The following is a 26,130-nucleotide window of genomic DNA, read 5'->3' on the forward strand; positions in this document are numbered from 1 at the left end:
AATGGCAAGCTGCCAAGCCCCGTACTGGTTATTTCTGGAGCCCGCCATGCCGATCACCCTGCGTCCCGCCGTCAACGACGACGCCGGATTCGCCGCGGTCTGCGTGGCGGCGGCCTACGCCCAGTGGATTCCCAAACTGGGCCGCAAGCCGGGGCCGATGCTCGACGACTACCACGCGGTGATCGCCGAGGACCGCGTGCTGATCGCCGAACAGGACGGTGCGCCGGTCGGCCTGCTGGTGATGCGCGAGACCGACGAAGGTTTCCTGCTCGACAACATCGCCGTGCTGCCCGAGTGCTCGGGGCAAGGCATCGGCCGCGAGCTGCTGGTACACGCCGAGCAAGCCGCCGCGCAGCTGGGCTACCCGTCGCTGTACCTCTACACCAACGAACGCATGGTGGAGAACATCGAGCTGTACGCGAAGAACGGCTACCGGGAATACGCGCGCCGGCTGGAAAACGGCTTCCGCCGCGTGTACATGCGCAAGCAGCTGGGCTGAGGCACGGCTCTTGTAGGAGCGGATCCATCTGCGATCAGCCTATCCCTGCGCGGGAGGCGAATCAATCGCGGACAGAGTCCGCTCCCACGCACCGTTTGAGTGCATGCGCAGCGCTGTTGCACCGCAACCGCGCCCATACCTGACCGATCGGACAATCCCCCGCTCCGTTTCAAACCCTCGCCAAACCTGCATTGCGGCATTACCAGCAGGCCTCATGCACTATCCTGGCGCGTTCCGGCACGCCGCTTGCTCTGTCCCGTGCATCCTTCGTTTCGAAGCTGCCCATGAACGCACCGGCCACCCTCTTCCACCCCGCCTGGCACGCCGAGCTGGAGCTGTCCTACGCCCGCGTCGGCGACAGCTCGCGCCCAGTCACCCGGCGCCATCTCGGGCCGCTGCGGGTGCAGAAGCACCTGTACGCCGAAGGGCCGCAGGTCTGCCAACACATCGTCGTGCACCCGCCCGGCGGCATCGCCGGCGGCGACACCCTGAACCTCGACATCCACGCCGGCCAGGACAGCTGGGCGCAGCTCACCAGCCCCGGCGCCGCCAAGTGGTACCGTGCCAACTGCCCGGCGCAGCAGCAGCTGGACATCCGCGTCGGCCCCGGCGCCACGCTGGAATGGCTGCCGCAGGAAACCATCGTCTACTCCGGCGCGCAGGCCGAGCTGATCACACGCATCGAGCTCGAAGGGGACGGCCGGTTGTTCTATTGGGACATCGTCGCCCTCGGCCGCCCGGCCAGCGGCGAGCGTTTTGACGACGGGCATTTCGCCGCCGCCCTGGACATCCGTCGGGACGGCCGGCGCCTGTGGCACGAGCGCCAGCGCGTAACGGGTAGCGACCGCCTGCTGGATTCGCCCATCGGCCTCGCCGGCCATCCGGTGATGGCGACGCTGATCGCCAGCGGGCAGGTCGACGCGGCACTGCTCGAGGCCTGCCGCGCCGCCCCCTGCCAGGGACGCGGCAATCTCACCCAACTGCCCGGCCTGGTGGTCGCCCGCTGCCTCGCCCACGAGGCGCTGCACGCCCGCGCCTGGCTCATTGAACTCTGGCGCCGGCTGCGGCCCGCGCTGCTCGGCCGCGAGGCCGTTCCGCCACGAATCTGGAGCACCTGAGATGGACCTGACGCCCCGCGAAAAAGACAAACTGCTGATCTTCACCGCCGGCCTGGTCGCCGAGCGCCGCCTGGCCCGTGGTGTGAAACTCAACTACCCGGAAGCCGTGGCGCTGATTTCCGCTGCGCTGCTCGAAGGCGCCCGCGATGGCCGGACGGTGGCCGAGCTGATGCACTACGGCACCACGCTGCTGACCCGCGAACAGGTGATGGAAGGCGTGCCGGAGATGATCCCGGAGATCCAGGTGGAAGCCACCTTCCCGGACGGCACCAAACTGGTCACCGTGCACCAGCCCATCGCTTGATCACGCTGCGGTGCAAAGACAACGGCGGATGAAGCGTTCCGCTTCGTTCGCCCTACGTACAGAGGAACCACCATGCTCATCCGCGACGCCAGCCAAGCCGACCTCGGCAGTCTGCGCGACATCTACAACGACGCCGTGCTCAACACCACCGCGATCTGGAACGAGGCCGCCATCGACCTGGAGAACCGCCGCCAGTGGCTTGCTCTGCGCGAGCAGCAGGGGTTCCCGGTGCTGGTGGCCGAGGATGGCGGCGAAGTGGTGGGCTATGCGAGCTACGGCCCATGGCGCGCCTTCGATGGCTTCCGCGAGACCGTCGAGCACTCGGTCTACGTGCGCGCCGACCAGCGCGGCAAGGGGCTGGGTCCGCTGCTGATGCAGGCGCTGATCGAGCGCGCCCGCGCCCAAGGGCTGCACGTGATGGTCGCGGCCATCGAGAGCGGCAACGCGGCGTCGATCCGCCTGCACGAGCGCCTGGGCTTCGCCATCACCGGGCAGATGCCCCAGGTCGGTCAGAAGTTTGGCCGCTGGCTGGACCTGACCTTCATGCAACTGATCCTCGACCCAAGGAGCGCCCCATGATTCCTGGCGAATACGACATCCAGAGCGGCGAGATCGAACTCAACGCCGGCCGCCGCACCCTTGCCCTGACGGTGGCCAATAGCGGCGACCGGCCGATCCAGGTCGGCTCGCACTACCACTTCTTCGAGACCAACGACGCGCTGCTGTTCGACCGCGACGCGGCACGCGGCATGCGCCTGAACATTCCTGCCGGAACAGCAGTGCGCTTCGAGCCGGGGCAGAGCCGCGAGGTGGAACTGGTGGAGCTGGCGGGGGACAGGAAGGTTTATGGATTTGCCGGACGGGTGATGGGGGCGCTCTGAGAGCCCTCTCCCCCGCCCTCTCCCTGAGAGGAGAGGAAGAAAGCAGACCGCCACGGCGGAACCACACTGTGCTCCGATCAGCCTCCTCTCCCTTCAGGGAGAGGGTTGGGGAGAGGGCAAACCAGCGCAGGGAATGACCAAGGAGCCCCGATGAAAATCAGCAGACAAGCCTACGCCGACATGTTCGGCCCCACCGTCGGCGACCGCGTGCGCCTGGCCGACACCCACCTGTGGATCGAGGTGGAGCAGGACTTCACCGTCTACGGCGAGGAAGTGAAGTTCGGCGGCGGCAAGGTCATCCGCGACGGCATGGGCCAGGGCCAGCTGTGCGCTGCGCAGGTCGTCGACACAGTGATCACCAACGCGCTGATCCTCGATCACTGGGGCATCGTCAAGGCCGACGTGGGCTTGAAGCACGGCCGCATCGCCGCCATCGGCAAGGCCGGCAACCCGGACATCCAGCCCGGCGTGACCATCGCCCTGGGCGCCAGCACCGAAGTGATCGCCGGCGAAGGCATGATCCTCACCGCCGGCGGCATCGACACGCACATCCACTTCATCTGCCCGCAGCAGATCGAAGAGGCGCTGATGAGCGGGGTCACCACCATGATCGGTGGCGGCACCGGGCCGGCCACCGGCACCAACGCCACCACCTGCACCTCCGGTCCCTGGCATATGGCGCGCATGCTCCAGGCCGCCGATGCCTTCCCGATGAACATCGGCTTCACCGGCAAGGGCAACGCCAGCCTGCCGCTGCCGCTGGAGGAGCAGGTGCGCGCCGGCGCCATCGGCCTGAAGCTGCACGAGGACTGGGGCACCACCCCGGCGGCCATCGACAACTGCCTGTCCGTGGCCGACCGCCTCGACGTGCAGGTGGCGATCCACACCGACACCCTCAACGAATCCGGCTTCGTCGAAACCACCCTCGCCGCGTTCAAGGGCCGCACCATCCACACCTACCACACCGAAGGCGCCGGTGGCGGCCACGCGCCGGACATCATCAAGGCCTGCGGCTTCGCCAACGTGCTGCCCAGCTCGACCAACCCGACCCGGCCCTTCACCCGCAACACCATCGACGAACACCTGGACATGCTCATGGTCTGCCACCACCTGGACCCGAGCATCGCCGAGGACGTGGCCTTCGCCGAGTCGCGCATCCGCCGCGAGACCATCGCCGCCGAGGACATCCTCCACGACCTCGGCGCCTTCAGCATGATCAGTTCCGACAGCCAGGCCATGGGCCGCGTGGGCGAGGTGATCACGCGCACCTGGCAGACCGCCGACAAGATGAAGCAGCAGCGCGGCGCGCTGGACGGCGACGGCGCGCGCAACGATAACTTCCGCGCCAAGCGCTACATCGCCAAGTACACCATCAACCCGGCGATCACCCATGGCGTGGCCCATGAAGTGGGCAGCATCGAAGTGGGCAAGCTGGCCGACCTGGTGCTCTGGCGCCCGGCCTTCTTCGGCGTGAAGCCGAGCCTGATCCTCAAGGGCGGTGCCATCGCCGCGAGCCTGATGGGCGACGCCAACGCCTCGATCCCGACGCCGCAGCCGGTGCATTACCGGCCGATGTTCGCCAGCTTTGCCGGCAGCCGCCACGCCACCTGCCTGACCTTCATCAGCCAGGCCGCGTTCGACGCAGGCGTGCACCACGAACTGGGGCTGCGCAAGGCCATCGGCGTGGTGAAGGGTTGCCGCACGGTGCAGAAGACCGACCTGATCCACAACGCCTACCTGCCGCACATCGAGGTCGATGCGCAGAACTACCAGGTGCGCGCCGATGGGCAGTTGCTGTGGTGCGAACCGGCGGACGTGCTGCCGATGGCGCAGCGGTACTTCCTCTTCTGAGAGAAGCTGCTAAGGACAGACTATTCCGAAGACCGATTCCGAAGATTGCGACACATTGCCGGCTTCCGCTATGGCGCAATGATGGCTACCCTGCGGCCCCCTGGGAAAGAGTCCCGGGGTTTCAACTCAGGAGAGTCACGTGAAGTTCACCCGTATCGCCGCCACCCTGCTGGCGACCGCCGTCCTCGCCGGCTGCACCGGCACCCCGATGAAGACCCAGACCTACAGCCCCGAGCAGTACACCGTGCTCGGCCACAGCGAAGGCAAGGCCACCGGGGTCATGCTGTTCCAGTTCATCCCGATCCAGCAGAACGACCGCTTTGTCCGCGCACAGGATGCCGCCATCAAGGCCAAGGGCGGCGACGCGCTGATCAACACCCAGGTGCAGGAAAAATGGTTCTGGGCCTGGATCCTCAACGGCTACACCACCACCGTTTCCGGTGACGTGATCAAGCTGAACAAGTAAGGCTCTGCCTGCTTTCCGGACCGGCGCGCCATGCCCGGTCCGGCTTCATCCTTTGCCATAAATCAAGCTTTGCTCCATCCCCCCGCCCCGCTGCCCGCCGATTGAGATTCGTCTTATTCGGCTGCCTGAACGCGCGCTGAACAATGTGCCCACTGATACGGCAAAGCCTTACGCGGCGGCCGATCTGGCGTGGCGCGACGGCTCGCAGCCATGCCTCCCCAACGCAACTTCCAGTGGAAGCAGGACCCCGATCTGGAGTACTCCGATCCCCCGCCAGGACAGGCTCACACAGGCGCTGGAAATCCGCCCCGCATCGTCATACGGCGACGGGCGCAAGGAGGTTTGCAATGCGCTTTACCAAGACCCTTCTGGCCACGCACGTGGCCGTGGCGATCGCCCTGCTCGGCCAAGCCGGCGGCGCTCAGGCCGACTGCAGCAAGGTCGATGACACGACCCTGTCGTGCAACAACACGCTGTATTACACCAGCGGCTTCAACCCCAATGAGTTCGACACTGTCCAAATTGTCACCACTGGCGAAGGCACGCCGGGCGGCGGTGGCAAAGCCCTCGGCGGTTTCGGCATCTACGGCAACAGCTCGCAGTACACGCTGAACAACCTCGACATCACGACCAGCGGCAGCAAGGCCGACGGTATCCAGGCGAACAACGGCTCCAGCAAGATCACCGTCGAATCGCTGAACATCACCACGACCGGAACATCAGCCGACGGAATCAACGTCACCCGCAATTCCAACAACTCCACCGTCACCGTTGGGGACAACGCGGTGATCACCACCAAGGGCATGGGCGTGCGCGCCAATTCCTCTCCCAACGAAGGCGCTCGCAACGTCATCACGCTGGGTGAAGGCGCGCAGATCCGCAGTTCCGGCAACGGCTCCAACCTCGACCTGGGCTCGCTGGGCGAGTACGGCGACGGCTACACCGTCTACGCCGGCAATACCAACAGCGCAGCCAAGGGTGATGCCGAGGTGAACATCGGCGACAACAGCATCATCGAGTCCACCGGCGCCCGCGCCCACGCCGTGTTTGCCAACAAAGGCGGCGTGATCAACCTGGGCGATACGCAGATCGGCGCGGCACAGGCGACGTCCTATGGCATCTACGCCGAAACCAGCACGACCGGCCTGGGCAACCGGGGCGGCGAAGTGAACCTGCTGGGCAACACCCGGGTCACCGTGACCGATGGCGGCCGCGCCATGGCCGCCAGCGGAGAAGGCTCGCAGATCGTCTCCGACCAGGCCCACGTCTACCGCCTGGACAGCAGCGCCGAGACGACACTGGAGAACCGCAAGGGCATGGCGCTGTATGCGGAGAAGAGCGGTGTCATCGACCTGAAGATGGCCGCCGGCTCCTACCTCAACGGCACCACCAGCACCGCCACCGATGGCGTGATCGACCTGGCCATGGACGGGGCCTCGAGCCAGTGGTTCATGACGGGCAACTCCAACCTCACCAACCTCACGCTCACCGATGGCGCCCAACTGGTCTATGACCGTCATGACGAACACGGCGCATACACCTACAAGACCCTGACCGTTGATGGCGACTTCACCGGCGGCGGTCACCTGGTGATGAATACCTACCTGGGCGACGACACGTCCGAGACCGACAAGCTCGCCATCAGCGGCAGCACTTCGGGCGATACGCGCGTCACCGTCAACAACACCGACGGCCCCGGTGCCGAAACCCTGGAAGGCATCCAGATGATCACCGTCGGCGGCACCTCCGCTGGCGAGTTCAAGTCCGACCGGGTCACCGAGGGCGGCTACGAGTATGTGCTGCGTCGCGGCGGCAGCTTCGTCGGCTCCACTGGCCGGGACAGCGACTGGTACCTGACCTCGTACAAACCGACCGATCCCGATCCGGAGGACCCGCCACCGGTCGATCCACCGCCAGTTGATCCGCCACCGGTTGATCCGCCACCGGTTGACCCGCCGCCAGTCGACCCACCACCGGTTGACCCACCACCGGTTGACCCGCCGCCAGTCGATCCGACCCCGGAAGAGCCCGGTCCCGTCGACCCGGGCCCGACCGACCCGGTGCCGGAAAAACCCACGCCCAGCGACAAGGACCGCGTGCTTCAGCCCGAAGGTGGCAGCTACACCGCCAACCTCGCAGCGGCCAACACCATGTTCCTGCATCGCCTGCATGACCGGACGGGCAACCTGACCTACGTCGACCCGGATACCGGCAAGGAAGTTACCTCGATGCTGTGGATGCGCAACGTCGACGGCTCCAGCCGCTGGGAAGACAGCAGCGGGCAGCTGAAGACCGAGTCCAACCGCTACGTGTTGCAACTGGGCAGCGATCTGTACCGCAAGCAGACCGACAACGGTGACTGGGTCGTCGGCGTAATGGCCGGCTACGCCAACGGCAACTCCACCACCAGGTCGCGCATCACCGGCTACCGCTCGCGCGGCGAGATCGACGGCTACAGCCTGGGCGTGTATGGCACCTGGTACCAGAACCAGGACGACGAGAATGGCGCCTATGTCGACAGCTGGGTCCTGTGGAATGACTTCGACGCCGAAGTGCGCGGCGAGCAATTGGCCAAGGAGAAATACGACGCCAAGGGCATCACCGCCTCCATCGAGGCCGGCAAGACCTTCGAAGTGGCCAAGACCGAGAGCGCCAGCTACTACGTGCAGCCGCAGGCGCAGGTCGTCTACATGGGCGTGAAGGCCGACAGCCACCGCGAAGCCAACGGCACCAAGGTTACCGGCCAGGGCGACGGCAACGTCATGACCCGCCTGGGCGCCCGCGCCGCCGTGCGCAGCAACCAGGAAGGCGGCTTCGCCAACACCTACGGGGTCGAGCCCTACGTGGAAACCAACTGGATCCACAACTCCAAGGACTTCGGCGCGAAGATGGGCAGCACCAGGTTCGAGATGGACGGCGCCAGCGACATCTTCGAAGTGAAGCTCGGCGCGACCAGCAAGGTCAACAGCCGGGTCAACGTCTGGGGTGAAGTGGGCAAGCAGTACGGCGACAACGGCTACCGCGACCAGGCGCTGACGCTGGGGCTCAAGGTCAACTTCTGACCGCGCCCCCCTGGGCCGCCGTACACCTTGTGCGGCGGCCTTTTTGCGCCCGCACGCCCCATCACTTCCCGGCCGTTGCCAGCCACCCGAAAGCTGATATATCGATCAACTTTTCTCTTGCCGCCCCGGTCGCACCGTTCGAACTGCTATGCTCTGCTGCTCGAAGAAAAAGGTGGACCCGCGATGACGGCGATGACTTCGCAACCGAACGAACGCCCAGGCATCTCGCCCGCACTGGCCGCGCTGCGTGCCGCCACCCATGAGCTGCATGCCGACCTCGACAGCCGCTCGCCGCTCACTGCCACGCTTACTCACGCCGACTACCTGCACCACGCTGCCCGCGTGCTGGGCTGGATGAGGCCACTGGAGCTGGCCCTCTGGCCGCTCTGGCCGGATGCCGAAGATGCCAGCCTGCGTCGCGGCAAGAGCCAATGGCTGGAAGCCGACCTGCTGTCCGGAGCGCGCGCCATCCAGCGCCTGCCCGACTGCCCTGTCGCTCCAATCCCCCGGAGCCTTGCCGAAGCCTTCGGCATCGCCTACGTCGCCGAAGGCGCAACCCTGGGCGGACGCGTGCTCTATAAGCGCCTCAAGGTCACCCTCGCCCCGCTGCCGCTGCGCTGGCTGCAAGGTTACGGCGAGCACACCGGCGAACGCTGGGGCGCCTTCGGGCGCCTGCTGGCCGAGCACGTCACCACGCCCGAGGACATCGCCCTCGCCCAGGATGCCGCAGTGCGCGCTTTCAGCTCGTTCCGCGACTGGGTGCTGGTCGCCGCGCCGAGCCACGCGGAGCACCCATGAGCGAGCCGCCGGTCACCCTCGCCAACTGCGAGGACGAACCTATCCACCTGCCGGGCGCTATCCAGCCGCACGGCGCACTGATCGCTCTCGACGACCAGGGCCGCGTGCTCGGCAGCAGCGATAACCTGGGCACCCTGCTCGGCATCTGTGCCACGCTGGGCGAGCCCCTGGCGGAGTCGGACGTCGGCCCCGGCGTGCTGTCGATGCTCGCCGAAGGCGTGCGCGAGGAAGGCCCCTGGGTGAACAGCGTGGAAGCACGGATCAACCGGCGCTTCTTCGACGTGATCGGCCACAGCCATGAAGGCGTGCGCTACCTGGAATTCGAGCGGCGCGCGGCCGGCACCGCCTCCTTCACCAGCTTCGCCCTCAATGCCCAGCGCCTGGTCAGCCAGCTGCAGTTGCGCAACGACGTCGAAAGCCTGCTGGTCAGCGTCACCGAGGAAGTGCGGCGGATGACCGGTTACGACCGCGTCATGGCCTACCGTTTCAACGAGGACGACTCCGGCGAGGTGGTCGCCGAATCCCGCCGCGAGGACCTGGAAAGCTACCTCGGCCAGCGCTACCCCGCGTCGGACATTCCGGCCCAGGCGCGCCGCCTCTACCTGCAGAACCCGGTGCGACTGATCGGTGACGTGGCCTACCAGCCGGTGGCGGTGCGACCGACACTCAACCCGCAGAGCCGCCAGCCGTTCGATCTGAGTTACAGCACGCTGCGCAGCGTTTCGCCGATCCATTGCGAATACCTCGCCAACATGGGGGTGCGCGCGTCGATGAGCATTTCCATCGTGGTCGGTGGACGCCTGTGGGGGTTGTTCTCCTGCCACCACATGAGCCCGAAGCTGGTGCCGTATCCGATCCGCATGTCCTTCCAGGTGTTCTCCCAGGTGTGCAGCGCCCTGGTCGAGCGACTGGAGCAGAGTCGCATCAGCGAACTGCTGCGCCAGGCCTCGGAGCGCCAGCAGGCGCTGCTGCGCCGCACCCGCGACGCCGACGACCTGCTCAGCGCCCTGACCCGTCCTGGCGCGAGCGTCGCCGACCTGCTGCCCTGCGACGGCGCGGTGGTGATGCTGGGCGGGCGCGCCAGCAGCATCGGCGGCGACTTCGAGGATCTGGCCGTATCGATCATTGCGCAGCTGCAGCACGACGAGGAGCTCGACCTGTTCCACAGCGACCGCCGCCTGGAGCTGAGCGACGACCGCAACGACCCGCGCTACTGCGGCGTCATGGCCATCCGTTTTCACCGCCAGGAAGCGGGCTGGATCGTCTGGTTGCGCATGGAGCAGGTGCACCGCATCCGCTGGGGCGGCAAGCCGGAGAAGATCGTCAGCACCGGCCCGTCCGGCCCGCGCCTGACGCCGCGTGGCTCGTTCGAGGCCTGGGAGGAAGTGGTGCGCGGGCGCTCCATGCCCTGGACCGGCATCGACCTCTCCATCGCCGAGAAGCTGCGCACCGAACTGGTGGAGCTGTGCCTGAACCGCGCCGGCGAAATCGACCGCATGCGCCAGCGTCTGATCGCCGTGCTCGGCCACGACCTGCGCAACCCGCTGCAGTCGATTTCCATGGCCGCAGCCATGCTTTCCTCCAGCGACGTACGCAACGCCGAGTTGCGCCAGCACATCACCTACTCCAGCAGCCGGATGGAGCGGCTGATCAGCCAGATCCTGGAGATGAGCCGCTTGCAGAGCGGCGCGGGAATGACGGTGAAACCGGTGGGCGCCGATCTCTCGCGTCTGGTGCACGACATCGTTCAGGAAACCGACGTGGCCTATCCGGGCCTGGCCATCGAGACGGCCATCGAGTCCGGCGTGCAGGCGCGTGTCGACCCGGACCGCTACCTGCAGGTGGTCGCCAACCTGCTGAGCAATGCGCGGCACCATGGCCGCCCCGGCCGACCGGTGCTGGTGGAGCTGTGCCGCCAGGGCGAGCTGGTCCGCCTGAGCGTGCTCAACGAGGCAGAGACCCTGGATGACGCGCGCCTGGCCAACCTCTTCGTCCCGTTCAAGCAGGAAGCCGGCGGCCACAGCCGCAACAAGAGCGGGCTGGGCATCGGCCTCTACGTTTCCCAGGCCATCGTCCAGGCCCATGGCGGTCGGATCGAAGTCGAACAGGCCGACGGCATCATCACCTTCAGCGTGCTGGTGCCGCTCAACCCCTGACTTCGGCTTTTCGCAGGAGTGGGCCTGCTCCTACAGTTCCTCACGAAGAACGGCGCCTTTGGGCGCCGTTCCAATGTCACACCGAATATCAACGCAGCTGGCTGTCCTTGCTGCCGCGACGGTTGTAACCGGCGTAGTTCGCCTGCTCCTTGTCATGTTCGGTCTGGCACTTCACGCACAGGCGCACGCCGGGGATGGCCTTGCGCCGTGCCTCGGGGATCGGCGCATCGCACTCCTCGCAATGGGTCAGGCTTTCGCCCTTGGGCAACTGGTTGCGCGCCCGCGCGATAGCGTCCTCGATTGTGCTGTCGATCTGCTCCTGAACCGCTCCGTCGTTTGCCCAGCCACTGGCCATGGCGACCTCCCGTGCAAGCTTGGTGTGTCTTTCACATATGCAGGGCCCTGGTGGCGATTGCAAGGGCGATGGCGCGGGAAGCGACGAGTGCGTCGCCGGCAAAACCAGATGCGTCTTATGGCCAGGACCGAAACCCTTGCGAAGAATCGCCGGATCGCCGTCTGCCAGGAATCCTCCATGCGTTATGCCACCGCCCTGATCGCCAGCCTGTTGTTCGCCGGGCTGCTGCCGCGCGCCGCCAATGCCGACGCCGTCGATGCCAGCCTGCGCGACATGGAGCGCTACCTGCTGCTCTACAGCGCCACCGGAGACGAACGATTCCTCTCGCGGCTCGATAACCTGGGCCACAGCTTCGAGGAACAATTGGCGCAACAGAAGAACGCCGGCGCGCTGCAGGACCTCTGGCAGCTCTATCGACAGACGCTGCAACAGGTGCGGGAGGCCTACAGCCTGAAAGGCGTGGACCTGCGCCAGGCCGTGGCGCGGACTCAGGAAGTGGCGGGGCTGTTCGACAGCTTCGTTCTCGCCCGCGAGCCGGCGCCGCAAGGGCTCGAGGATGAACTGCGCGAACTGGCGCTGCTGGAAGCCCGGCAAGCCAATCGACGGCTGCTGGGACGGGACTTGGAGGACGCGGGGGAACGCATCGAGGCACTGCAGGAGAAGATCGGCGAACGCCTGGCGGCGCTACCCGCCGGTGCCAGCCGGGACTCCCTGCTCTCGCGCTGGAAATACCTGCGCAAGGCGGAGAAACCCGAAGGCACTCTGCTCTATCCCTTCAACGCACAGGTCGAATACCTGCTGGCGCATCTGCCGAATCGCTGAGCGGCACCGGATAGAACAAAACAGAGCAGGCGGCCCTACTCCTTGACTTCCATGTATTCGCGCGCCCAGATCTGGTACTCCTCGGGCAGCGTGTACTTCTTCGCCAGTTCCGAGGCGGTCAGGTCTGAGGCATGCACGCCGCGCTGCTCGCGCAGGCAGTCGTAGGTCGCCTTGATCGCGGCGAAGTAGGCGGCGTGGCCGTCGACCACGATGCGCACCCCCAGCTCGGCCAGTCGAGCGTCGTCGCGCAGCTCGGGGTTGCCGTAGGACACCAGCATCAGCGGCACGGACAGGTGGCGGGAGATGGCCTCCAGGTGGTCGAAGTCGCGGATGCCGACCATGCAGATGCCATCGGCGCCAGCGGCCTGGTAGGCCAGGGTGCGGCGGATCACGTCGTCCACCTCCAGCACTTCGGCATTGGTGCGGGCGATGATCGCCATTTCCGAGTCGATGCGCGCTTCCAGCGCCGCGCGGATCTTGCCGACGCCCTCCTCGACCGGGATCAGGTCAGTGGACTTGCGGCCGAACTGCGCGGGCAGCAGGGTATCCTCGATGGTCAGCGCGGCCACACCGGCGCGTTCCAGCTCGACGATGGTACGCATGGTGTTCAGCGCGTTGCCGTAGCCGTGGTCAGCGTCGGCGATCACCGGCAGACGGGCGACGCGACCGATGCGGGTGGCCTGCTCGGTGAATTCGCTCAGGGTGATCAGCGCGAAATCAGGCGCCGCCAGAACTTGTAGTGAAGCTACAGAACCGCCCAGGATGCCCACTTCGAACCCCAGGTCGCCGGCAATGCGCGCCGACATGGGATCGAACACCGAAGCGGTGTGATAGCAGGCTGAAGAACTCAGTAAGGCGCGGAAATCCTTGCGCAATTCGTGGAAGGAGGCTCTGTGCATGGTGGGATCCAACTGCGGTACGGGGTGGGAGAACGGAAATCAGATAATGGAAAACTCTTGTAGGAAAACTACAGGAACACAATGTAGCAAAACTACAAGCTACTCCCCAAGCCCTCTTTGCCACCATAGTCTTCCGACGGATACCCTGAATTTCGGCAGACACTCGCGTACACTGCGCGGCCGTTTTTTCTCCGGACACCCCGCATCATGTTCCCGACCACTGCGGCCCGCGCCCTGGGCATCGACTTCGGCACTTCCAACTCCACCGTCGGCTGGTGGCGTCCGGACAGCGAACCGCTGATCGCCCTGGAAGACGAGAAGATCACCCTGCCCTCGGTGATCTTCTTCAATGTCGAGGAACGCCGTCCGGTGTACGGCCGCCTGGCCCTGCACGAATACCTGGAAGGCTACGAAGGCCGCCTGATGCGTTCGCTGAAAAGCCTGCTGGGCTCCTCGCTGTTGAAAAGCGAGACCACCGTGCTGGGCAGCGCCATGCCGTTCAAGGATCTGCTCGGGCTGTTCATCGGCGAGCTGAAGAAGCGCGCCGAAGCAGTCGCCGGGCGCGAGTTCGAGTCCGTGGTGCTGGGCCGTCCGGTGTTCTTCGTCGACGACGATCCCAAGGCCGACCAGGAAGCCCAGGACACCCTGGTTGCCGTGGCGCAGAAGCTCGGCTTCAAGGACGTCTCCTTCCAGTACGAACCGCTTGCCGCGGCCTTCGACTACGAGCGCAGCATTGCACGTGAAGAACTGGTGCTGATCGTCGACATCGGTGGTGGTACCTCGGACTTCTCGCTCGTGCGCCTGTCGCCGGAGCGCCGCGAAGTGGCCGACCGCCAGGGCGACATCCTCGCCACCGGCGGCGTGCACATCGGCGGTACCGACTTCGACAAGCAGCTGAGCATCCAGGGCGTGATGCCACTGTTCGGCTACGGCAGCAAGATGAAGAGCGACGCCTTCATGCCGACCAGCTACCACCTCAACCTCGCCACCTGGCACACCATCAACGCGGTGTACGCGCAGAAGTCCCAGCTGGCGCTGCAGAACATGCGCTACGACATCGTCGACGCCACCGGCATCGACCGGCTGTTCAAGCTCATCGAGCAGCGCGCCGGCCACTGGCTGGCGATGCAGGTGGAAGCCAGCAAGATCGAACTGTCCGACACCGAGCGCCGCGACATCGACCTGGCGCGCATCGAAGCCGGCCTGGTCGCCGAGCTGAGCCGCGAACTGTTCGAAAGCGCCATCGGCCCGCTGCTGGAGCGCGTGCGCGGCAGCATCAGCGAGCTGCTGAGCTCGGCTGACGTAGACCCGGCGCGGGTCGACACCGTGTTCTTCACCGGCGGCTCCTCCGGCGTACCGGCGCTGCGCCAGAGCGTGGCGGCCATGCTGCCCAACGCCCGCCACGTCGACGGCGACCGCTTTGGCGGCATCGGCAACGGCCTGGCCATCGAGGCGATGAAGCGCTACGGCTGAGCAGCGGCTCACTGACGCAACGGCCGCCATGCGCTAGTGTGGCGGTATACCCCTCGCGCTCGGAGCCCACCATGCGCCCTCTCCAACTGACCAGCCTGCTGCTCCTGTCCGCCGCGCTGTCCGCCTGCGGCCTGGGCGAGACCGCCGCCACCGCGGCCACCACCGCCAACCTGCAGGCCCAGCAGGCGCAACAGGCCCAGCAGCAGATGCAGCAGCTCAAGCAGCAGGTCGATGCGGCCAATGTGCAGAACCAGCAGCGGCTGGACGACGCACTCAAAGCCAGCGAGTAAAGGCGGCCGCGATCACAGCATGCAGATTTCTTGAACGTCCGCGCGCTCAGGTGGCTCAAACTTGAGCGAGTGAGTTGCTCAACCAAGGAGAACACCATGTACAAGCGATCACTGCTGGCGCTGTTGGTACTGGCCTCGGTGGCGGGCTGCGCTTCCACCAAGGTGCAGAACCCGGTCAACTACATCACCTTCCGCGACCAGCCGCTGGTGCGCAACGTCGAGAAGGGGATGAGCCAGGAAGAAGTCCTGAAGATCGGCGGCACGCCGTCCTCCACGCAGAAACGCCTGATGAAGCCGGGCAGCTGCAACAGCTACATTCTCAGCAAGGACGGCCAGCAACAGCCGTTCTACGTGAGTTTCGACGGCAGTGGCCGGGTGGATGGGTCGGGCTTCATGACCTGTTCCGAACTCGACCGCCACGAGCGCGATGCCCAGCCGTGACGGTGCTCCCGGTGTGACCACAAGGCCCTCGCCCATCGGCGGGGGCCTTTTCATTCGGCAACCTTTCCAGGCATAGCGCCACGATCACGGACGCCGGGATGTTCCCACCACTCGGTGGCCGTCTATCATCCCAGCAGCGACCTCAGGAGCCGACCATGAAATACCGCATCATCGAATTGCCCGCCTTCGAAGTGGTGGGCATGGACTACCGTGGCAGCACGCAGGACGACAGTATCGGCCAGCTGTGGCAACGCTTTCTGCCACGCGAGCAGGAAGTCGCGGCCAGCGCGACGGACAAGTCCGCCTATGGCGTCTGCACTCAACTGCCGGGCGGCGAGTTCCACTATATCGCCGGCCTGCCGGTGGCGTCCGGCGCCGCCATTCCCGAGGGCATGGTGAGCTTCCAGGTACCGGCGCAGAAGTACGCGGTGTTCACCCACATTGGCCCGGTCACCGCCATCGCCGACAGCTTCCAGGCCATCTATTCCAGCCTGCTGTCGCGCCACGGCCTGGAGCCGAAGAAAGGCGTGGACCTTGAGCGTTACACCGAGCGGTTCCTTGGCCCGGAAGACCCGGCTTCGGAAACCGACCTCTACGTACCGGTCTATTAAGCCAACGCCCCTTCCTGCGACCGTTTGCATCGGACGGCCCTCTCCCTCCGTCCTGGCTAAGCGCCCCGCTTCGAGGGGAGAGGGAGCCTTCTCGGCAATTGCCCTACGCTCGGTCAGCCTTACTTGCGCTTGACCGGTGCCGGCGCCTTCGACGGCTGCTTCATCTGCTGCAGCAGCGCGGCACACTGGTTGTCGTCCTGCTTGCTCGGCGCGATCAGCGCAAGCAGCGCGGCGGCCGGCGCAACCGCCACGCCGAGGGCGACCATTCCTGCGCCGCGCGCCGCCAGCGGCACCACATGCACGCCTGCCCTGGGACTCTTGAAAGTGCCTTGTACATAGAGCGGTGAGCGCAGCGAGAAGATGCGCACGCCCTTGCTCTGCGGGGTGATGTCCAGGTCGAGTTGTTCGCTGGCGAAATTCGCCGTGCCGTCCACCGTGATAAACGCGTTCTCGGTGTCGAAGGCGAACAGCCGCGGCTTGGCCAGGCCATTGGTAATACCCACGTCCGCGGCGGCGCAGTTGATCTTCACCTCGTCGTCGCCGAACAGCTTGTTCACCACGTAGTTGCCCACGTTGAGTCCGGCGATCTCCATCAGGCTGCGGCTGATGCGGCCATCGTTGATCAGCAGCTTCATCTCGCCGTTGGCGCCCGCCAGGATGGTCGCCACCGAGTTGCCGGTGCCGGTGAGGGCCGCGTCGCCGTTCAGCTCGCCGAAGCTGGACTGCATCGGCGCGAAGCTGGGGAACAGCTCCTTGAGCTTGAAGCTGCGCGCCTGCAACTGAACCCTGCTCTGCAGCGGCGTCTTGCCGCCGTCCAGGCGGATGTGCGAATCCAGCGTGCCGCCGGCCACGCCGAAGCGCAGCGGCTCCAGGGTCAGCAGACCGTCATTGAGCACCAGATGGGTATAGAGGTCGCTGATCGGCAGCTTGTCGCTGTGCACGATGCGCTTGCCGGTGAACTCCACGTCGGCGTCCATGGCGCGCCAACGGTCGGTGCGGAACTCTTCCACCGGCAGCACCTTGTCCGCCGGCTGGCGGGCGCTCTGGCCACGCGCCTGTTTCTCCTTGTTGGAATCGGCGCCGATCAGCGGACCGAGGTCGGCCATGCGCAACTGCTCGGAGCGCAGCTTGCCGGAGAGCTTGGGCCGCGGCTGGCGATTGACGAACAGCAGGTCGCCATGCAGGTCGCTGTCACCGACCTTGCCGTTGAAGTTCTCGTAGTGGAATTGCGCACCGGCGGGATCGTGCAGCTCCGCCTTCAGGCGGCCATCGGTCTCGTAGGCCGGGGTATCGGGCAAGGTCACGCCGGTAAGCGGAAAGAGATTGGCCATGCTGGTCCCCGCCAGCTTCAGGCGCAGGTCCAGGGCACCGAGGTTCAGCGGGTCGACCAGCGTGCCGACGATGCTCGCACGCGTGCTGCCGGCAGACACATCGGCCTGCACCGGGAAGGGCCGGGCCGCATCCTGCAGGGCGAGCATGCCACCGACCTTGCCGGAGCCATTGAGCGGCAGGCCCTTGTACTGGCCCTTGAGCTTCCAGCCGAACACGTAGTCCTGGGTGCCGGCCCTCTCGCCGCCGGCCAGCGCCTTGCCCGCCAGCTGGCCGAAGGGTACCGGCTTGCCAAGCGGATCAACCACCAGCTCCAGGCGGGTCTTCAGGGTCTGGTCGTCGAGGGTGACGCTGCCCTTGTCGAAGCCGATCTCGCCGATGTCCAGCGTCCACGAGGACTTTTCGGGCAGGGCGTCGGGGTCCTCCTCCTCCTTCGGCAACTCGAAGGTCCAGGTCGCCCGCCCGTCTGCGAGCCGCAGGAGATCGGCGCTGGGTCGGGTGAGGACGATCTGCGGAATGCGCACGGTCTGCCACAGCAGCGGCAACGGGGCGAGCCGGAACTCCACCTTCTCCAGGCTGGCGAACAGGTTCTTGCCCGAGAGCGCCGAGCGCGTCTTGCCGGCCGCCCAGTCGGGGTTGCCCAGGGTGATATCGGCGGCGCTGAAATGCGGCCACGGCACATAGGCGCGCCAGCCGCCTTCTGCGGGTTCCGTGCGCCAGAAAACCTGCAGGTCGCCGTTGATGGCGAAGGTGCGGCCCAGCTCGGTGGACACTTTCTCATTGATGGTCGGCTTCAGCCGGTTCCAGTCGAAGGTGGCGATGAAGACCACCAGCGCAGCGATCACCGCGAGGATACCGAGGAAGACCCAAAGGCAGATTCTTTTCCCGCGCGTCATATCCGAAAACTCCCTGCTTGCCGCGTCGGTGGAAGCAGCGGAGCCCCCGCACCGCTGCCGATAATCGTCGGCCGCCTGAGCATGCCGGGCCGGCATTCTCCCTTGGCCTGTGGTCTTGGACCAGCATAGCCAGCCGATGGCTCCCGTTAACTGCAAGACAATCGCAGCGCGGCAAACGGCCAGGCAAAAAAACCAAACTTTCCGGCGCCACCACGACTCACACCCCTTGTGACCCGATTCGTGCCGCGCGCCAACGCAGCGCCGGCCCGTCACAAGGCCCGCCGTAAGGAGACAACTGATGAACCAGGCACAACTGAGCGACGTCCAGACCCTGCGCGAACGAGCGCGCCGCAACATAGAAGAAGGCGCCGTGACCGAGGGCTACCAGGCCGACCGGCAGACCGTACTGCGGCTGCTCAACGAGGCGCTGGCCACCGAACTGGTCTGCTACCTGCGCTACAAGCGCCACTACTTCATGGCTACCGGCCTGAAGGCCAGCGTGGCCGCCGCCGAATTTCTCGAGCACGCCGGCCAGGAACTGCAACACGCCGACCAGCTGGCCGAGCGCATCGTGCAGCTGGGCGGTGAGCCGGACTTCAACCCCAACGGGCTGACCCAGCGCTCCCATGCCGAATACGTGGCCGGAGCCAACCTGCGCGAAATGGTGACCGAGAACCTGGTCGCCGAGCGCATCGCCATCGACAGCTACCGCGAGATCATCGTCTACCTGGGCGATGCCGATCCGACCACGCGCCGCCTGTTCGAGGAGATCCTCGCCCAGGAAGAAGAGCACGCCGACGACATGGCGGACATCCTGCAAGACCTGAAGTAAGCCTTTCCTGACCTCATCGAAGCCCGGCTCCGGCCGGGCTTCGTGCTGTTTGCGCCGACGCCGGAGGCAACCGTGGGAGCGGAAATAACCGCGATGCCTTCCACCGGAGGCGGGCCTATCGCAGACGGCGTCCACTCCTACGAATCCATGGGCACCGGCGCCCCCAATCAGGCCCCTCGTGGCCGCCAACCCTCATCCCAGAGCCTTTTCCTCACCACTTCCTCTCAAAACATCTATAAATACGATACTAACAATCACGCCGATATCGCCCATTGAAGGCGTTGATACAAGTCATTATTAAAAAATAAGTACATGATTTTAAAGTATATTTCTAACAATCATCGACATCGATAGCGACTATCTTCCAGCATCGTTTTCCAATCGATAATCCAGAACAGATACTGAGCCCGTGTCCAACGAACTCCCCACTCTTTCTGGAGCCGCATCATGAAACGCACCCTCGTACTTGGCTTTGCCCTCTCCGTACTTGCTGCCAATGCCGCTTTCGCCGGCTCCCAGCAGGACTCCCCTGTAATCAACGCCAGCCAGACCCAGGTTCTGGTTCAGGAAGGCGCCGAACGCAGCCTGGGTCAGCAGCAGAAACTGCTGGACGCGGCCAAGGCCCGTATCGCCGAAAACGGCTCCAGCCAGTCGGTCGATCGCCTGATCCAGAAAATGAACGTGGCCGAGAATGGCTCCAGCCAGACCGTCGACCGCCTGCACAAGCAACTGGGCGTGGCTGAAAACGGCTCGAGCCAAACCATCGACCGGCTGCACAGCGAGATGAGCGTTGCCGAAAACGGTTCGAGCCAGTCGGTTGACCGCCTGCACCAGGCAATGAGCGTCGCCGAGAATGGCTCCAGCCAGACTGTCGACCGCCTGCACAAGCAGCTGGGCGTGGCTGAAAACGGCTCGAGCCAAACCATCGACCGTCTGCATGAAGAGATGAGCGTTGCCGAAAACGGTTCGAGCCAGTCGGTTGACCGCCTGCACCAGGCAATGAACGTCGCCGAGAATGGCTCCAGCCAGACCGTCGATCGCCTGCACAAGCAACTGGGCGTGGCTGAAAACGGTTCGAGCCAAACCATCGACCGCCTGCATGAAGAGATGAGCGTTGCCGAAAACGGCTCCGAGCACACCATCGACCAACTGCACAGCAACATGGTGGCCGAATCGGGTGGCGACACCGTCTTCGATGCCCACCTGAAGGCATGAAGCTCCAGGCAGTACACCGCAAGGTGAGAGAAAAGCCCGGTCCCGCCGGGCTTTCTTATCGCTCGAAACCCGCGAAACCCCGCCATCGATAACAGGCCAGCCGTGATTTGTAACGGCGTCTTGCCTGAAACCTGCTCAAGCATGCTTGAAAACACCGCCCTAGAGCGGTTTTCGTCGTCCCATCATTGACGGCGATAGTTGAAATTAGCCGGCTAAATAATCGACAACACTGATGCTCTGTATTACCCAGCATCGTTTTTAAATCGATTTATCCGAAGGGAAAATAACCCTGTAGCCAAAACATACCGCCCCCCTTTCGGAGCCACACACCATGAAAACCAAGATCGCCCTCAGCCTTGCACTGACTTCCCTGATGACCGCCAGCGCCGTCTTCGCCGCCCCGGCCATCCTCAACAACGGCCCGCGCAGCACCGAGCAGCTTCAGCAACAGAGCGCCGAAGCCCGCGTTGCCGCCAACGGCGCCGAGCGCACCATCGATCGCCTGCACAAGCAGATGGGTGAAGGTCGCGTAGCCGATAACGGTTCCGAACGCACCATCGACCGCCTGCACAAGCAAATGGACGAGGCCCGCGTCGCCGACAACGGTTCCGAGCGCACCATCGACCGCCTGCACAAGCAGATGGATGGCGCCCGAGTTGCCGACAACGGCTCCGAGCGCACCATCGACCGCCTGCACAAGCAGATGGAAGACGTCCGCGTAGCCGAGAACGGCTCCGAGCACACCATCGACAAGCTGCACGGCAACATGGTCGCCGAGTCCGGTGGTGACACCGTGTTCGACGCCCACCTCAAGCGTGTTTCCTGATCGGCACGAAATACGCCGAACAGGCGAAAGAAAAGCCCGGCATCTGCCGGGCTTTCTCATTTCTGCGCTGACGCAATCCGATCAGTGTTTCGTCTCGCCCGCATCCGGCTCGCCATCGGAGCGACCGATGCTCGCTGGCGCTTCCACCACCAGCTCCTCCGGCACCTCCTCGACGCGCGGGTCCAGCGCGGCCGCCATCGGGCTGACGGTGTCGGGCATGGCCACGTGATGCAGCGGCGCCTCGTCGACGCGGTGCACACCGGTCACGCGCTTGGGCTGCACCCAGAAGATCAGGATCAGCGCATAGGCCGACACCAGCATGTAGAACATGCCCGGCCCGAAGTGGCGCATCATCGCGCCGGCGAACAGCGGGCCGATACAGGCGCCGACGCCGTAAGTGGTCAGCAGCATGGCCGACAGCGCCACCCGGCGGGACTGCTCGACGTGGTCGTTGCCCAGGGCCACGGCCAGCGGATAGAGGGTGAACAACAGCATGCCGGTGACGAAACCGTTCACCAGCAGCAAGGTATACGGCAACTCGATCAGCCCCCACATCGGCACTGCGGCCAGGCACAGCAGCAAGGCGTTGACGCGGATCAGCCAGCTGCGGTTGACGCGGTCGGACAACCAGCCCAGCGGCCACTGCGCGCAGAAGCCGGCGACGATGCACATGCCGACGAAGAAGCTCGACTGCGCGGTGTCCAGGCCGTTGCGCGCCGCGTACACCGGCGCCAGGCCATAGAAGGCGCCGACCATCAGGCCAGCCACGAAGATGGTGCCCAGCGACTGCGGCACGCGCTTCCAGAAGAAGCCGATCTCCAGCGGCGCCGCCACCAGCTTGGCCGGGTGCACGCGACGGGTCAGCGCCAGCGGGATCAGGCAGGAGGAGAAGCAGATCGCGACCAGCAGCAGCGGCTTGTAATCCAGCGCCGGGCTCAGCGCCAGCAAACCCTGGCCGACCACCAGGCCGGCGTCCACCGCCACCATGTAGCCGGCGAACACCTTGCCGCGCTGGTGCCCTTCGGCCTGCTCGTTGAGCCAGCTCTCGATCACCATGTACTGGTTCATCATCACCGCGCCCATGACAAAGCGCAGGACGATCCACACCTCCAGTTGCGAGACCAGCGCGTGGATCAGCACGATCACCGTCGCCATGCCGGCGCAGGCCACATAGGAGCGGATGTGGCCGAAGCCGGCGATCAGCTTGTGGCCGAACTTGCCGCCACAGACCAGGCCGAAGTAGTAAGCCGCCATCAGGCCGCCGACCCAGAGGTCGCTGACGCCTTCCTGGGTCAGGCGCAGGCCCATATAGGTGGTGAACAGGCCGGAGCCGGCGAGCATCAGCAGCGTGGCGGTATAGAGTGCGGGGAACGTGACGAGCGGGCTGAACATGGCAGGTCCGGCAGGCAGAAAGGAACGGAGGGTGTGGCGGCAGAAACCGGCCGTCCGGACATCGGACAGCGCCGGCGAGGCAAAGATCACATGCCTGCACCGCCAAGCATTATGGTCGGCAGCCGGCCCGGCGGCTATCGGCCGCGCGCCCGCCGGGACCCGGTCGGGAGATGGCGATCTGCATCCTGATGCGGGCCATGGGCGGGTTGCCATCGGTGCGACATCATGACCGTCCATCCGAAAGCAACTTGTTGAAATTTATTGGAAATACTCAGGTCGTAGGGTGCGTGCAGTTTTCAGGAGAACACCACGTGAACCACGCAACCCGTAGCCTGCGAAAGACCCTTGACGCCGTCGCCGCCAACAATGAAGCCACGGCCCTTGAAGTCATGCGGGCGGTCGAACAGGTCCAGGATGACCTGCTCCGACAGAAGCTGCTCAAGGCCGTCCATCATCTCAACCTGGACGCCGCCGAACTGCGCGCCCTGCGTGAAGAGATCGCCTCGCCGCTGACTCGTCGCGCCTGATTCGCCTCAGGCGATGGCCGGCTGTGTCGGCCGGCGGTGGACCCAGATGCGCTTGAGCACCGTGGCGAACTGTGCCGACAGCCGGCCGCTGTTGTAGGTCTGGCCGTAGCGCGCGGCAATCGCCTGCACCTCCTTCGACAGCTGCGCATAACGGCGCGCCGGCAGGTCCGGATAGAGGTGGTGCTCGATCTGGTGACTGAGGTTGCCGGTGAGGATGTGGAACAGCGGACCGCCCTCGAGATTGCTCGACCCGCGCAACTGGCGCAGGTACCAGTGGCCGCGCGTCTCGCCCTGCAGCACCTCGGGCGGGAACACCGCCGCCTTTTCGGTGAAGTGGCCGCAGAAGATCACGGTGAAGGTCCACAGGTTGCGCATCAGGTTGGCAATCACGTTGCCCAGCAGCACCGCGCCGAAAGCGCCGGTGAACAGCCCGAGCAGCGGGAAAACCCCGTAATCCTTCACCCACTGGCGACCGACCTTGGCGTTGAACTGGCGCAGCAGCGGGCGCAATTCCTCCTTGCTCATCCGCCCTTTAACATACTTGTCCAGACGCAGGTGCTGCACCGCCACGGCGTATTGGAACAGCAGCGCCTGCAACGTCACCCACAGCGGCTGCCAGCGATAGAACGGCTTCCATTTCTGCTCGGGGAACAGCCGTACCACCCCATAACCCACGTCGTCGTCCATGCCCAGCACATTGGTGTAGGTGTGGTGCACATGGTTGTGCGTGTGCCGCCAGAAATCCGCGGGGCCGACGATGTCCCACTCGTACTGCCGCCCCGAGAATCCCGGGTCGTTCATCCAGTCGTACTGGCCATGCATGACGTTATGGCCCAGCTCCATGTTCTCCAGGATCTTGCCCAGCCCGAGCAGGAAGGTGCCCAGCAGCCAGGTGGGCGGGAACCAGCCGGCCATCAGCAGCGCGCGGCCACTCCAGCAGCAGAAGCGCACCGCCGCGCGGATGCGGCGGATGTAGCGGGCGTCGCTCTCGCCCAGATCATGCAGGGTGCGCTGGCGCAGGGCGTCCAGTTCGGCACCGAAGGCTGCCAGCTCGGCAGCGCTGAGGTCGCGGTCTTCACGCATGGCGATGGCTTCCAGAATATTCAGAGATCGACAGTCAGGTCGCCCTGGGGCGCGCTGACACAAATGCGGATGGGCTGGCCGGGCTCGCTGAACAGCTCGCCGCTGCGCAGGTCGCGCACGCAGCCGCTGACCAGCGTGCAGGTGCAACGGGTGCAGACTCCCTGGCGGCAGCCATGCACCGGACGCAGTCCAAGGGATTCGGCCTGCTCCAGCAGGCTGCGGCGGCTGTCGCCGGCCACCTGCAGTGCGCTGCGGGCGAAGCGCAGGTTCACGGCTTTCGCCGGTTCGCGCTCGTCCCAGGCCGGCGGACTGAAGCTTTCGACCTGCAGGCTGCGGCTGCTCGCACCCAGCGCTTGGCGCACGGTTTCGACAAATCCGCCGGGGCCGCAGGCCAGCACGTGGCGACCATCCAGGTCGGCCACGTGATCGTGCTGGAAGCGCCCGGACAGCTCGCCGTCCAGCGCGGCATCGCCGCTCAGTGCCCAGCGCAGCTCGAGGTTGGGGTATTGCCGCGCCAGCGCTTGAAGGCCCTCGACGAAGGCCTTCTGGCCGTGCTGGCGGACGTAGTGCAGCAGCGTGACAGGGCCGCTGTAACCGCGCGCCAGTGCCTCGCGCAGCAGACCGAGCAAGGGTGTCAGACCACTGCCTGCGGCCAGCAGCAGCACACCCTGGTCATCGGTCGGCCAGCTCAGGTCGCCGTCCGCCTGGCCCAGTTCCAGCATTTCGCCGACGCACAGTTGTTGCAGCAGGAAAGTGGAAATCCGTCCGCCCGGTTGCAGCTTCACCGCGAACTCCAGGCAACCGTCCTCGGCGATCCGGGTGAGACTGTAGCTGCGGCGGTGGCGCACACCGTCGCGCTCGACGAATAGCTGCAGGTGTTGGCCAGGCCGCGCGCCGCGCCAGTGCGCGTTGGGGCGCAGGCGCAGTTCGAGCATGTCGTCCGCCACCCACCGCCGCGCCTCGACCCGCGCGAACACCCGGCGCAACGACCAGCCACGGTTGCACGCGCGCAGCACGGCATCTACATCCGCCTCGCGCAGCCACTGGCTACGCACCAGCGCGCGAAGCGGAGACAGCAGGGGCGAGATGAAACGCAGGCCCTCGAAGGGAAGCAGGGACATGAAGGCGCACCGAACAGTAAACATGTGTTCACTTAAAATCGCACGACCCGGACTTTTCAGTCAACACTTGTTCACTGGAATGATCAGGAACCTCCCCGGCGCCGACTCGCATTTGCTAGAGTGCCTGCGCCTTCGCCTTGGATAGCAGTGCCTTATGTCCACTCCCCGCGCCGAACAGAAACAACAGACCCGCCTGGCCCTGATGGATGCCGCGCGCAGCCTGATGGACAGCGGCCGCGGCTTCGGCAGCCTGAGCCTGCGGGAAGTGGCGAAGGCGGCAGGCATCGTGCCTGCCGGGTTCTACCGGCACTTCACCGACATGGACCAGCTCGGCCTCGCCCTGGTCGCCGACGTCGACGAGACCTTCCGCAAAACCCTGCGCGTGGTGCGCCACAACGAGTTCGAGCTGGGTGGCGTGATCGAGGCCTCGGTGCGCATCTTCCTTGATGCGGTGACTGCCAACCGCACCCAGTTCCTTTTCCTCGCCCGCGAGCAGTACGGCGGCTCGCACCCGATCCGCCAGGCCGTGGGCGAGCTGCGCCAACGCATCACCGACGACCTCGCCGCTGACCTTGCGCTGCTCAACAAGCTGCCGCACCTCACCGCCCGGGACATCGACGTGATCGCCGACCTGGTGGTGAAGACCGTGTTTGCCACCCTCCCCGAACTGATCGACCCGCCGGCCGACAGCCTGCCGACGCACCTGTCGCCCCAGGCCAAGATCACCCAGCAGCTGCGCTTCATCATGATCGGCGCCAAGCACTGGACCGGGATCGGCTCACGGCCTTGAGATGCCCCGACTTGGTGCGCACCGTTTTCGTGCGCACCATCCTTGCGCGCACGCACCATTCCTGACCGCTCGGACAACCGCTCCAACCCGCGC

General features: G+C 65.5%; 25 protein-coding genes and 1 pseudogene. 20 read left to right on the top strand and 6 right to left on the bottom strand.

Annotation, left to right across the window (positions count from 1 at the left end):
• The first annotated feature begins 46 nt into the window (after nt 1-46).
• From MJ122_RS19170 to MJ122_RS19215, 10 genes are all read left to right on the top strand, one after another.
• The gene (locus MJ122_RS19170) at nt 47-499 is read left to right on the top strand and encodes a GNAT family N-acetyltransferase (protein WP_239745694.1); all 453 of its coding nucleotides are present in this window, start codon (nt 47-49) and stop codon (nt 497-499) included.
• A 284-nt stretch (nt 500-783) separates the two neighbouring features.
• Nucleotides 784-1,617 (top strand): urease accessory protein UreD, encoded by an 834-nt coding sequence (locus tag MJ122_RS19175; RefSeq protein ID WP_239745696.1) that lies wholly within the window; start codon nt 784-786, stop codon nt 1,615-1,617.
• Between the two features lies 1 nt (nt 1,618).
• A complete protein-coding gene (gene ureA, locus MJ122_RS19180; RefSeq protein ID WP_088416232.1) occupies nt 1,619-1,921 on the top strand; it encodes an urease subunit gamma in 303 nt (100 codons plus the stop codon).
• A 72-nt stretch (nt 1,922-1,993) separates the two neighbouring features.
• Complete coding sequence (locus MJ122_RS19185; RefSeq protein WP_239745705.1) at nt 1,994-2,500, top strand: GNAT family N-acetyltransferase; 507 nt, start codon at nt 1,994-1,996, stop codon at nt 2,498-2,500.
• Entirely contained in the window at nt 2,497-2,802 is a 306-nt protein-coding gene (locus tag MJ122_RS19190; RefSeq protein WP_088416230.1) for an urease subunit beta, read from the top strand. The genes MJ122_RS19185 and MJ122_RS19190 overlap by 4 nt, the downstream gene beginning before the upstream one ends.
• Nucleotides 2,803-2,952: 150 nt before the next feature.
• A complete protein-coding gene (gene ureC / locus MJ122_RS19195; RefSeq protein ID WP_239745715.1) occupies nt 2,953-4,653 on the top strand; it encodes an urease subunit alpha in 1,701 nt (566 codons plus the stop codon).
• 139 nt (nt 4,654-4,792) lie between these two features.
• Nucleotides 4,793-5,119 (top strand): hypothetical protein, encoded by a 327-nt coding sequence (locus tag MJ122_RS19200; protein WP_088416228.1) that lies wholly within the window; start codon nt 4,793-4,795, stop codon nt 5,117-5,119.
• Nucleotides 5,120-5,466: 347 nt separating this feature from the next.
• A complete protein-coding gene (locus MJ122_RS19205; protein ID WP_239745717.1) occupies nt 5,467-8,181 on the top strand; it encodes an autotransporter outer membrane beta-barrel domain-containing protein in 2,715 nt (904 codons plus the stop codon).
• Nucleotides 8,182-8,373: 192 nt separating this feature from the next.
• Complete coding sequence (locus tag MJ122_RS19210) at nt 8,374-8,979, top strand: biliverdin-producing heme oxygenase (protein WP_239745727.1); 606 nt, start codon at nt 8,374-8,376, stop codon at nt 8,977-8,979.
• On the top strand, nt 8,976-11,135 hold the full coding sequence (locus tag MJ122_RS19215; RefSeq protein ID WP_239745728.1) for a GAF domain-containing protein: 2,160 nt from the start codon (nt 8,976-8,978) through the stop codon (nt 11,133-11,135). The genes MJ122_RS19210 and MJ122_RS19215 overlap by 4 nt, the downstream gene beginning before the upstream one ends.
• An 88-nt stretch (nt 11,136-11,223) precedes the next feature.
• Here MJ122_RS19215 and MJ122_RS19220 read toward each other — a convergent pair whose 3' ends face one another.
• Nucleotides 11,224-11,490, bottom strand: a complete 267-nt coding sequence (locus tag MJ122_RS19220; protein ID WP_017518214.1) for a DksA/TraR family C4-type zinc finger protein — start codon at nt 11,488-11,490, stop codon at nt 11,224-11,226.
• Between the two features lie 177 nt (nt 11,491-11,667).
• On the opposite strand from MJ122_RS19220, the gene MJ122_RS19225 reads away from it, so the two are divergent.
• The gene (locus MJ122_RS19225; protein WP_088416225.1) at nt 11,668-12,312 is read left to right on the top strand and encodes a hypothetical protein; all 645 of its coding nucleotides are present in this window, start codon (nt 11,668-11,670) and stop codon (nt 12,310-12,312) included.
• Between the two features lie 35 nt (nt 12,313-12,347).
• On the opposite strand, the gene MJ122_RS19230 is transcribed toward MJ122_RS19225, so the two are convergent.
• Nucleotides 12,348-13,211, bottom strand: a complete 864-nt coding sequence (locus MJ122_RS19230; RefSeq protein ID WP_239745729.1) for an oxaloacetate decarboxylase — start codon at nt 13,209-13,211, stop codon at nt 12,348-12,350.
• Nucleotides 13,212-13,418: 207 nt separating this feature from the next.
• Between MJ122_RS19230 and MJ122_RS19235 the strand changes: the two genes are divergently transcribed.
• From MJ122_RS19235 to MJ122_RS19250, 4 genes are all read left to right on the top strand, one after another.
• Nucleotides 13,419-14,684, top strand: coding sequence for an Hsp70 family protein (locus tag MJ122_RS19235; protein WP_239745730.1), 1,266 nt, complete (start codon nt 13,419-13,421; stop codon nt 14,682-14,684).
• 71 nt (nt 14,685-14,755) lie between these two features.
• Nucleotides 14,756-14,974 (top strand): hypothetical protein, encoded by a 219-nt coding sequence (locus MJ122_RS19240; protein ID WP_088416222.1) that lies wholly within the window; start codon nt 14,756-14,758, stop codon nt 14,972-14,974.
• A gap of 96 nt (nt 14,975-15,070) precedes the next feature.
• The gene (osmE, locus tag MJ122_RS19245; protein WP_017518219.1) at nt 15,071-15,415 is read left to right on the top strand and encodes an osmotically-inducible lipoprotein OsmE; all 345 of its coding nucleotides are present in this window, start codon (nt 15,071-15,073) and stop codon (nt 15,413-15,415) included.
• A 155-nt stretch (nt 15,416-15,570) separates the two neighbouring features.
• Nucleotides 15,571-16,026, top strand: a complete 456-nt coding sequence (locus MJ122_RS19250) for a GyrI-like domain-containing protein (protein ID WP_088416221.1) — start codon at nt 15,571-15,573, stop codon at nt 16,024-16,026.
• A gap of 119 nt (nt 16,027-16,145) precedes the next feature.
• Here the strand turns inward: MJ122_RS19250 and MJ122_RS19255 are convergent, their stop codons facing one another.
• Complete coding sequence (locus MJ122_RS19255; RefSeq protein ID WP_239745731.1) at nt 16,146-18,251, bottom strand: AsmA family protein; 2,106 nt, start codon at nt 18,249-18,251, stop codon at nt 16,146-16,148.
• A 298-nt stretch (nt 18,252-18,549) separates the two neighbouring features.
• Here MJ122_RS19255 and MJ122_RS19260 point away from each other — a divergent pair, with 298 nt between their 5' ends.
• The 3 genes and pseudogenes from MJ122_RS19260 to MJ122_RS19270 form a co-directional block, all read left to right on the top strand.
• Nucleotides 18,550-19,083, top strand: coding sequence for a ferritin-like domain-containing protein (locus tag MJ122_RS19260; RefSeq protein WP_088416219.1), 534 nt, complete (start codon nt 18,550-18,552; stop codon nt 19,081-19,083).
• A gap of 447 nt (nt 19,084-19,530) precedes the next feature.
• The gene (locus MJ122_RS19265; protein WP_088416218.1) at nt 19,531-20,298 is read left to right on the top strand and encodes a hypothetical protein; all 768 of its coding nucleotides are present in this window, start codon (nt 19,531-19,533) and stop codon (nt 20,296-20,298) included.
• A 331-nt stretch (nt 20,299-20,629) separates the two neighbouring features.
• A pseudogene (locus MJ122_RS19270) lies at nt 20,630-21,022 on the top strand (phage infection protein); the annotation flags it as partial.
• A 183-nt stretch (nt 21,023-21,205) separates the two neighbouring features.
• On the opposite strand, the gene MJ122_RS19275 reads toward MJ122_RS19270, so the two are convergent.
• Nucleotides 21,206-22,516 (bottom strand): MFS transporter, encoded by a 1,311-nt coding sequence (locus MJ122_RS19275; protein ID WP_017518225.1) that lies wholly within the window; start codon nt 22,514-22,516, stop codon nt 21,206-21,208.
• A gap of 311 nt (nt 22,517-22,827) precedes the next feature.
• On the opposite strand from MJ122_RS19275, the gene MJ122_RS19280 reads away from it, so the two are divergent.
• The gene (locus MJ122_RS19280) at nt 22,828-23,043 is read left to right on the top strand and encodes a hypothetical protein (RefSeq protein WP_017518226.1); all 216 of its coding nucleotides are present in this window, start codon (nt 22,828-22,830) and stop codon (nt 23,041-23,043) included.
• A 6-nt stretch (nt 23,044-23,049) separates the two neighbouring features.
• Here the strand turns inward: MJ122_RS19280 and MJ122_RS19285 are convergent, their stop codons facing one another.
• Complete coding sequence (locus MJ122_RS19285; RefSeq protein ID WP_239745846.1) at nt 23,050-24,150, bottom strand: fatty acid desaturase; 1,101 nt, start codon at nt 24,148-24,150, stop codon at nt 23,050-23,052.
• Nucleotides 24,147-25,247 carry an iron-sulfur cluster-binding domain-containing protein gene (locus MJ122_RS19290; protein WP_239745733.1) on the bottom strand — a complete coding sequence of 367 codons (1,101 nt, stop codon included), beginning with the start codon at nt 25,245-25,247 and terminating at the stop codon, nt 24,147-24,149. Before MJ122_RS19290 ends, MJ122_RS19285 begins: the two co-directional genes overlap by 4 nt.
• Nucleotides 25,248-25,401: 154 nt before the next feature.
• Here MJ122_RS19290 and MJ122_RS19295 point away from each other — a divergent pair, with 154 nt between their 5' ends.
• The gene (locus tag MJ122_RS19295; RefSeq protein WP_088416215.1) at nt 25,402-26,037 is read left to right on the top strand and encodes a TetR family transcriptional regulator; all 636 of its coding nucleotides are present in this window, start codon (nt 25,402-25,404) and stop codon (nt 26,035-26,037) included.
• The last annotated feature ends 93 nt before the right edge of the window (nt 26,038-26,130 follow it).

This window comes from Pseudomonas sp. DP-17, from assembly GCF_022380625.1.
Classification (GTDB): Bacteria; Pseudomonadota; Gammaproteobacteria; order Pseudomonadales; family Pseudomonadaceae; genus Pseudomonas; species Pseudomonas nitroreducens_A.

Bases quoted from the DNA above. Each gene is read 5' to 3' on its own strand.
- MJ122_RS19170 (WP_239745694.1), top strand. From the start codon at position 47: ATGCCGATCACCCTGCGTCCCGCCGTCAACGACGACGCCGGATTCGCC.
- MJ122_RS19175 (WP_239745696.1), top strand. From the start codon at position 784: ATGAACGCACCGGCCACCCTCTTCCACCCCGCCTGGCACGCCGAGCTG.
- ureA (WP_088416232.1), top strand. From the start codon at position 1,619: ATGGACCTGACGCCCCGCGAAAAAGACAAACTGCTGATCTTCACCGCC.
- MJ122_RS19185 (WP_239745705.1), top strand. From the start codon at position 1,994: ATGCTCATCCGCGACGCCAGCCAAGCCGACCTCGGCAGTCTGCGCGAC.
- MJ122_RS19190 (WP_088416230.1), top strand. From the start codon at position 2,497: ATGATTCCTGGCGAATACGACATCCAGAGCGGCGAGATCGAACTCAAC.
- ureC (WP_239745715.1), top strand. From the start codon at position 2,953: ATGAAAATCAGCAGACAAGCCTACGCCGACATGTTCGGCCCCACCGTC.
- MJ122_RS19205 (WP_239745717.1), top strand. From the start codon at position 5,467: ATGCGCTTTACCAAGACCCTTCTGGCCACGCACGTGGCCGTGGCGATC.
- MJ122_RS19210 (WP_239745727.1), top strand. From the start codon at position 8,374: ATGACTTCGCAACCGAACGAACGCCCAGGCATCTCGCCCGCACTGGCC.
- MJ122_RS19215 (WP_239745728.1), top strand. From the start codon at position 8,976: ATGAGCGAGCCGCCGGTCACCCTCGCCAACTGCGAGGACGAACCTATC.
- MJ122_RS19220 (WP_017518214.1), bottom strand. From the start codon at position 11,490: ATGGCCAGTGGCTGGGCAAACGACGGAGCGGTTCAGGAGCAGATCGAC.
- MJ122_RS19225 (WP_088416225.1), top strand. From the start codon at position 11,668: ATGCGTTATGCCACCGCCCTGATCGCCAGCCTGTTGTTCGCCGGGCTG.
- MJ122_RS19230 (WP_239745729.1), bottom strand. From the start codon at position 13,211: ATGCACAGAGCCTCCTTCCACGAATTGCGCAAGGATTTCCGCGCCTTA.
- MJ122_RS19235 (WP_239745730.1), top strand. From the start codon at position 13,419: ATGTTCCCGACCACTGCGGCCCGCGCCCTGGGCATCGACTTCGGCACT.
- MJ122_RS19240 (WP_088416222.1), top strand. From the start codon at position 14,756: ATGCGCCCTCTCCAACTGACCAGCCTGCTGCTCCTGTCCGCCGCGCTG.
- osmE (WP_017518219.1), top strand. From the start codon at position 15,071: ATGTACAAGCGATCACTGCTGGCGCTGTTGGTACTGGCCTCGGTGGCG.
- MJ122_RS19250 (WP_088416221.1), top strand. From the start codon at position 15,571: ATGAAATACCGCATCATCGAATTGCCCGCCTTCGAAGTGGTGGGCATG.
- MJ122_RS19255 (WP_239745731.1), bottom strand. From the start codon at position 18,251: ATGACGCGCGGGAAAAGAATCTGCCTTTGGGTCTTCCTCGGTATCCTC.
- MJ122_RS19260 (WP_088416219.1), top strand. From the start codon at position 18,550: ATGAACCAGGCACAACTGAGCGACGTCCAGACCCTGCGCGAACGAGCG.
- MJ122_RS19265 (WP_088416218.1), top strand. From the start codon at position 19,531: ATGAAACGCACCCTCGTACTTGGCTTTGCCCTCTCCGTACTTGCTGCC.
- MJ122_RS19275 (WP_017518225.1), bottom strand. From the start codon at position 22,516: ATGTTCAGCCCGCTCGTCACGTTCCCCGCACTCTATACCGCCACGCTG.
- MJ122_RS19290 (WP_239745733.1), bottom strand. From the start codon at position 25,247: ATGTCCCTGCTTCCCTTCGAGGGCCTGCGTTTCATCTCGCCCCTGCTG.
- MJ122_RS19295 (WP_088416215.1), top strand. From the start codon at position 25,402: ATGTCCACTCCCCGCGCCGAACAGAAACAACAGACCCGCCTGGCCCTG.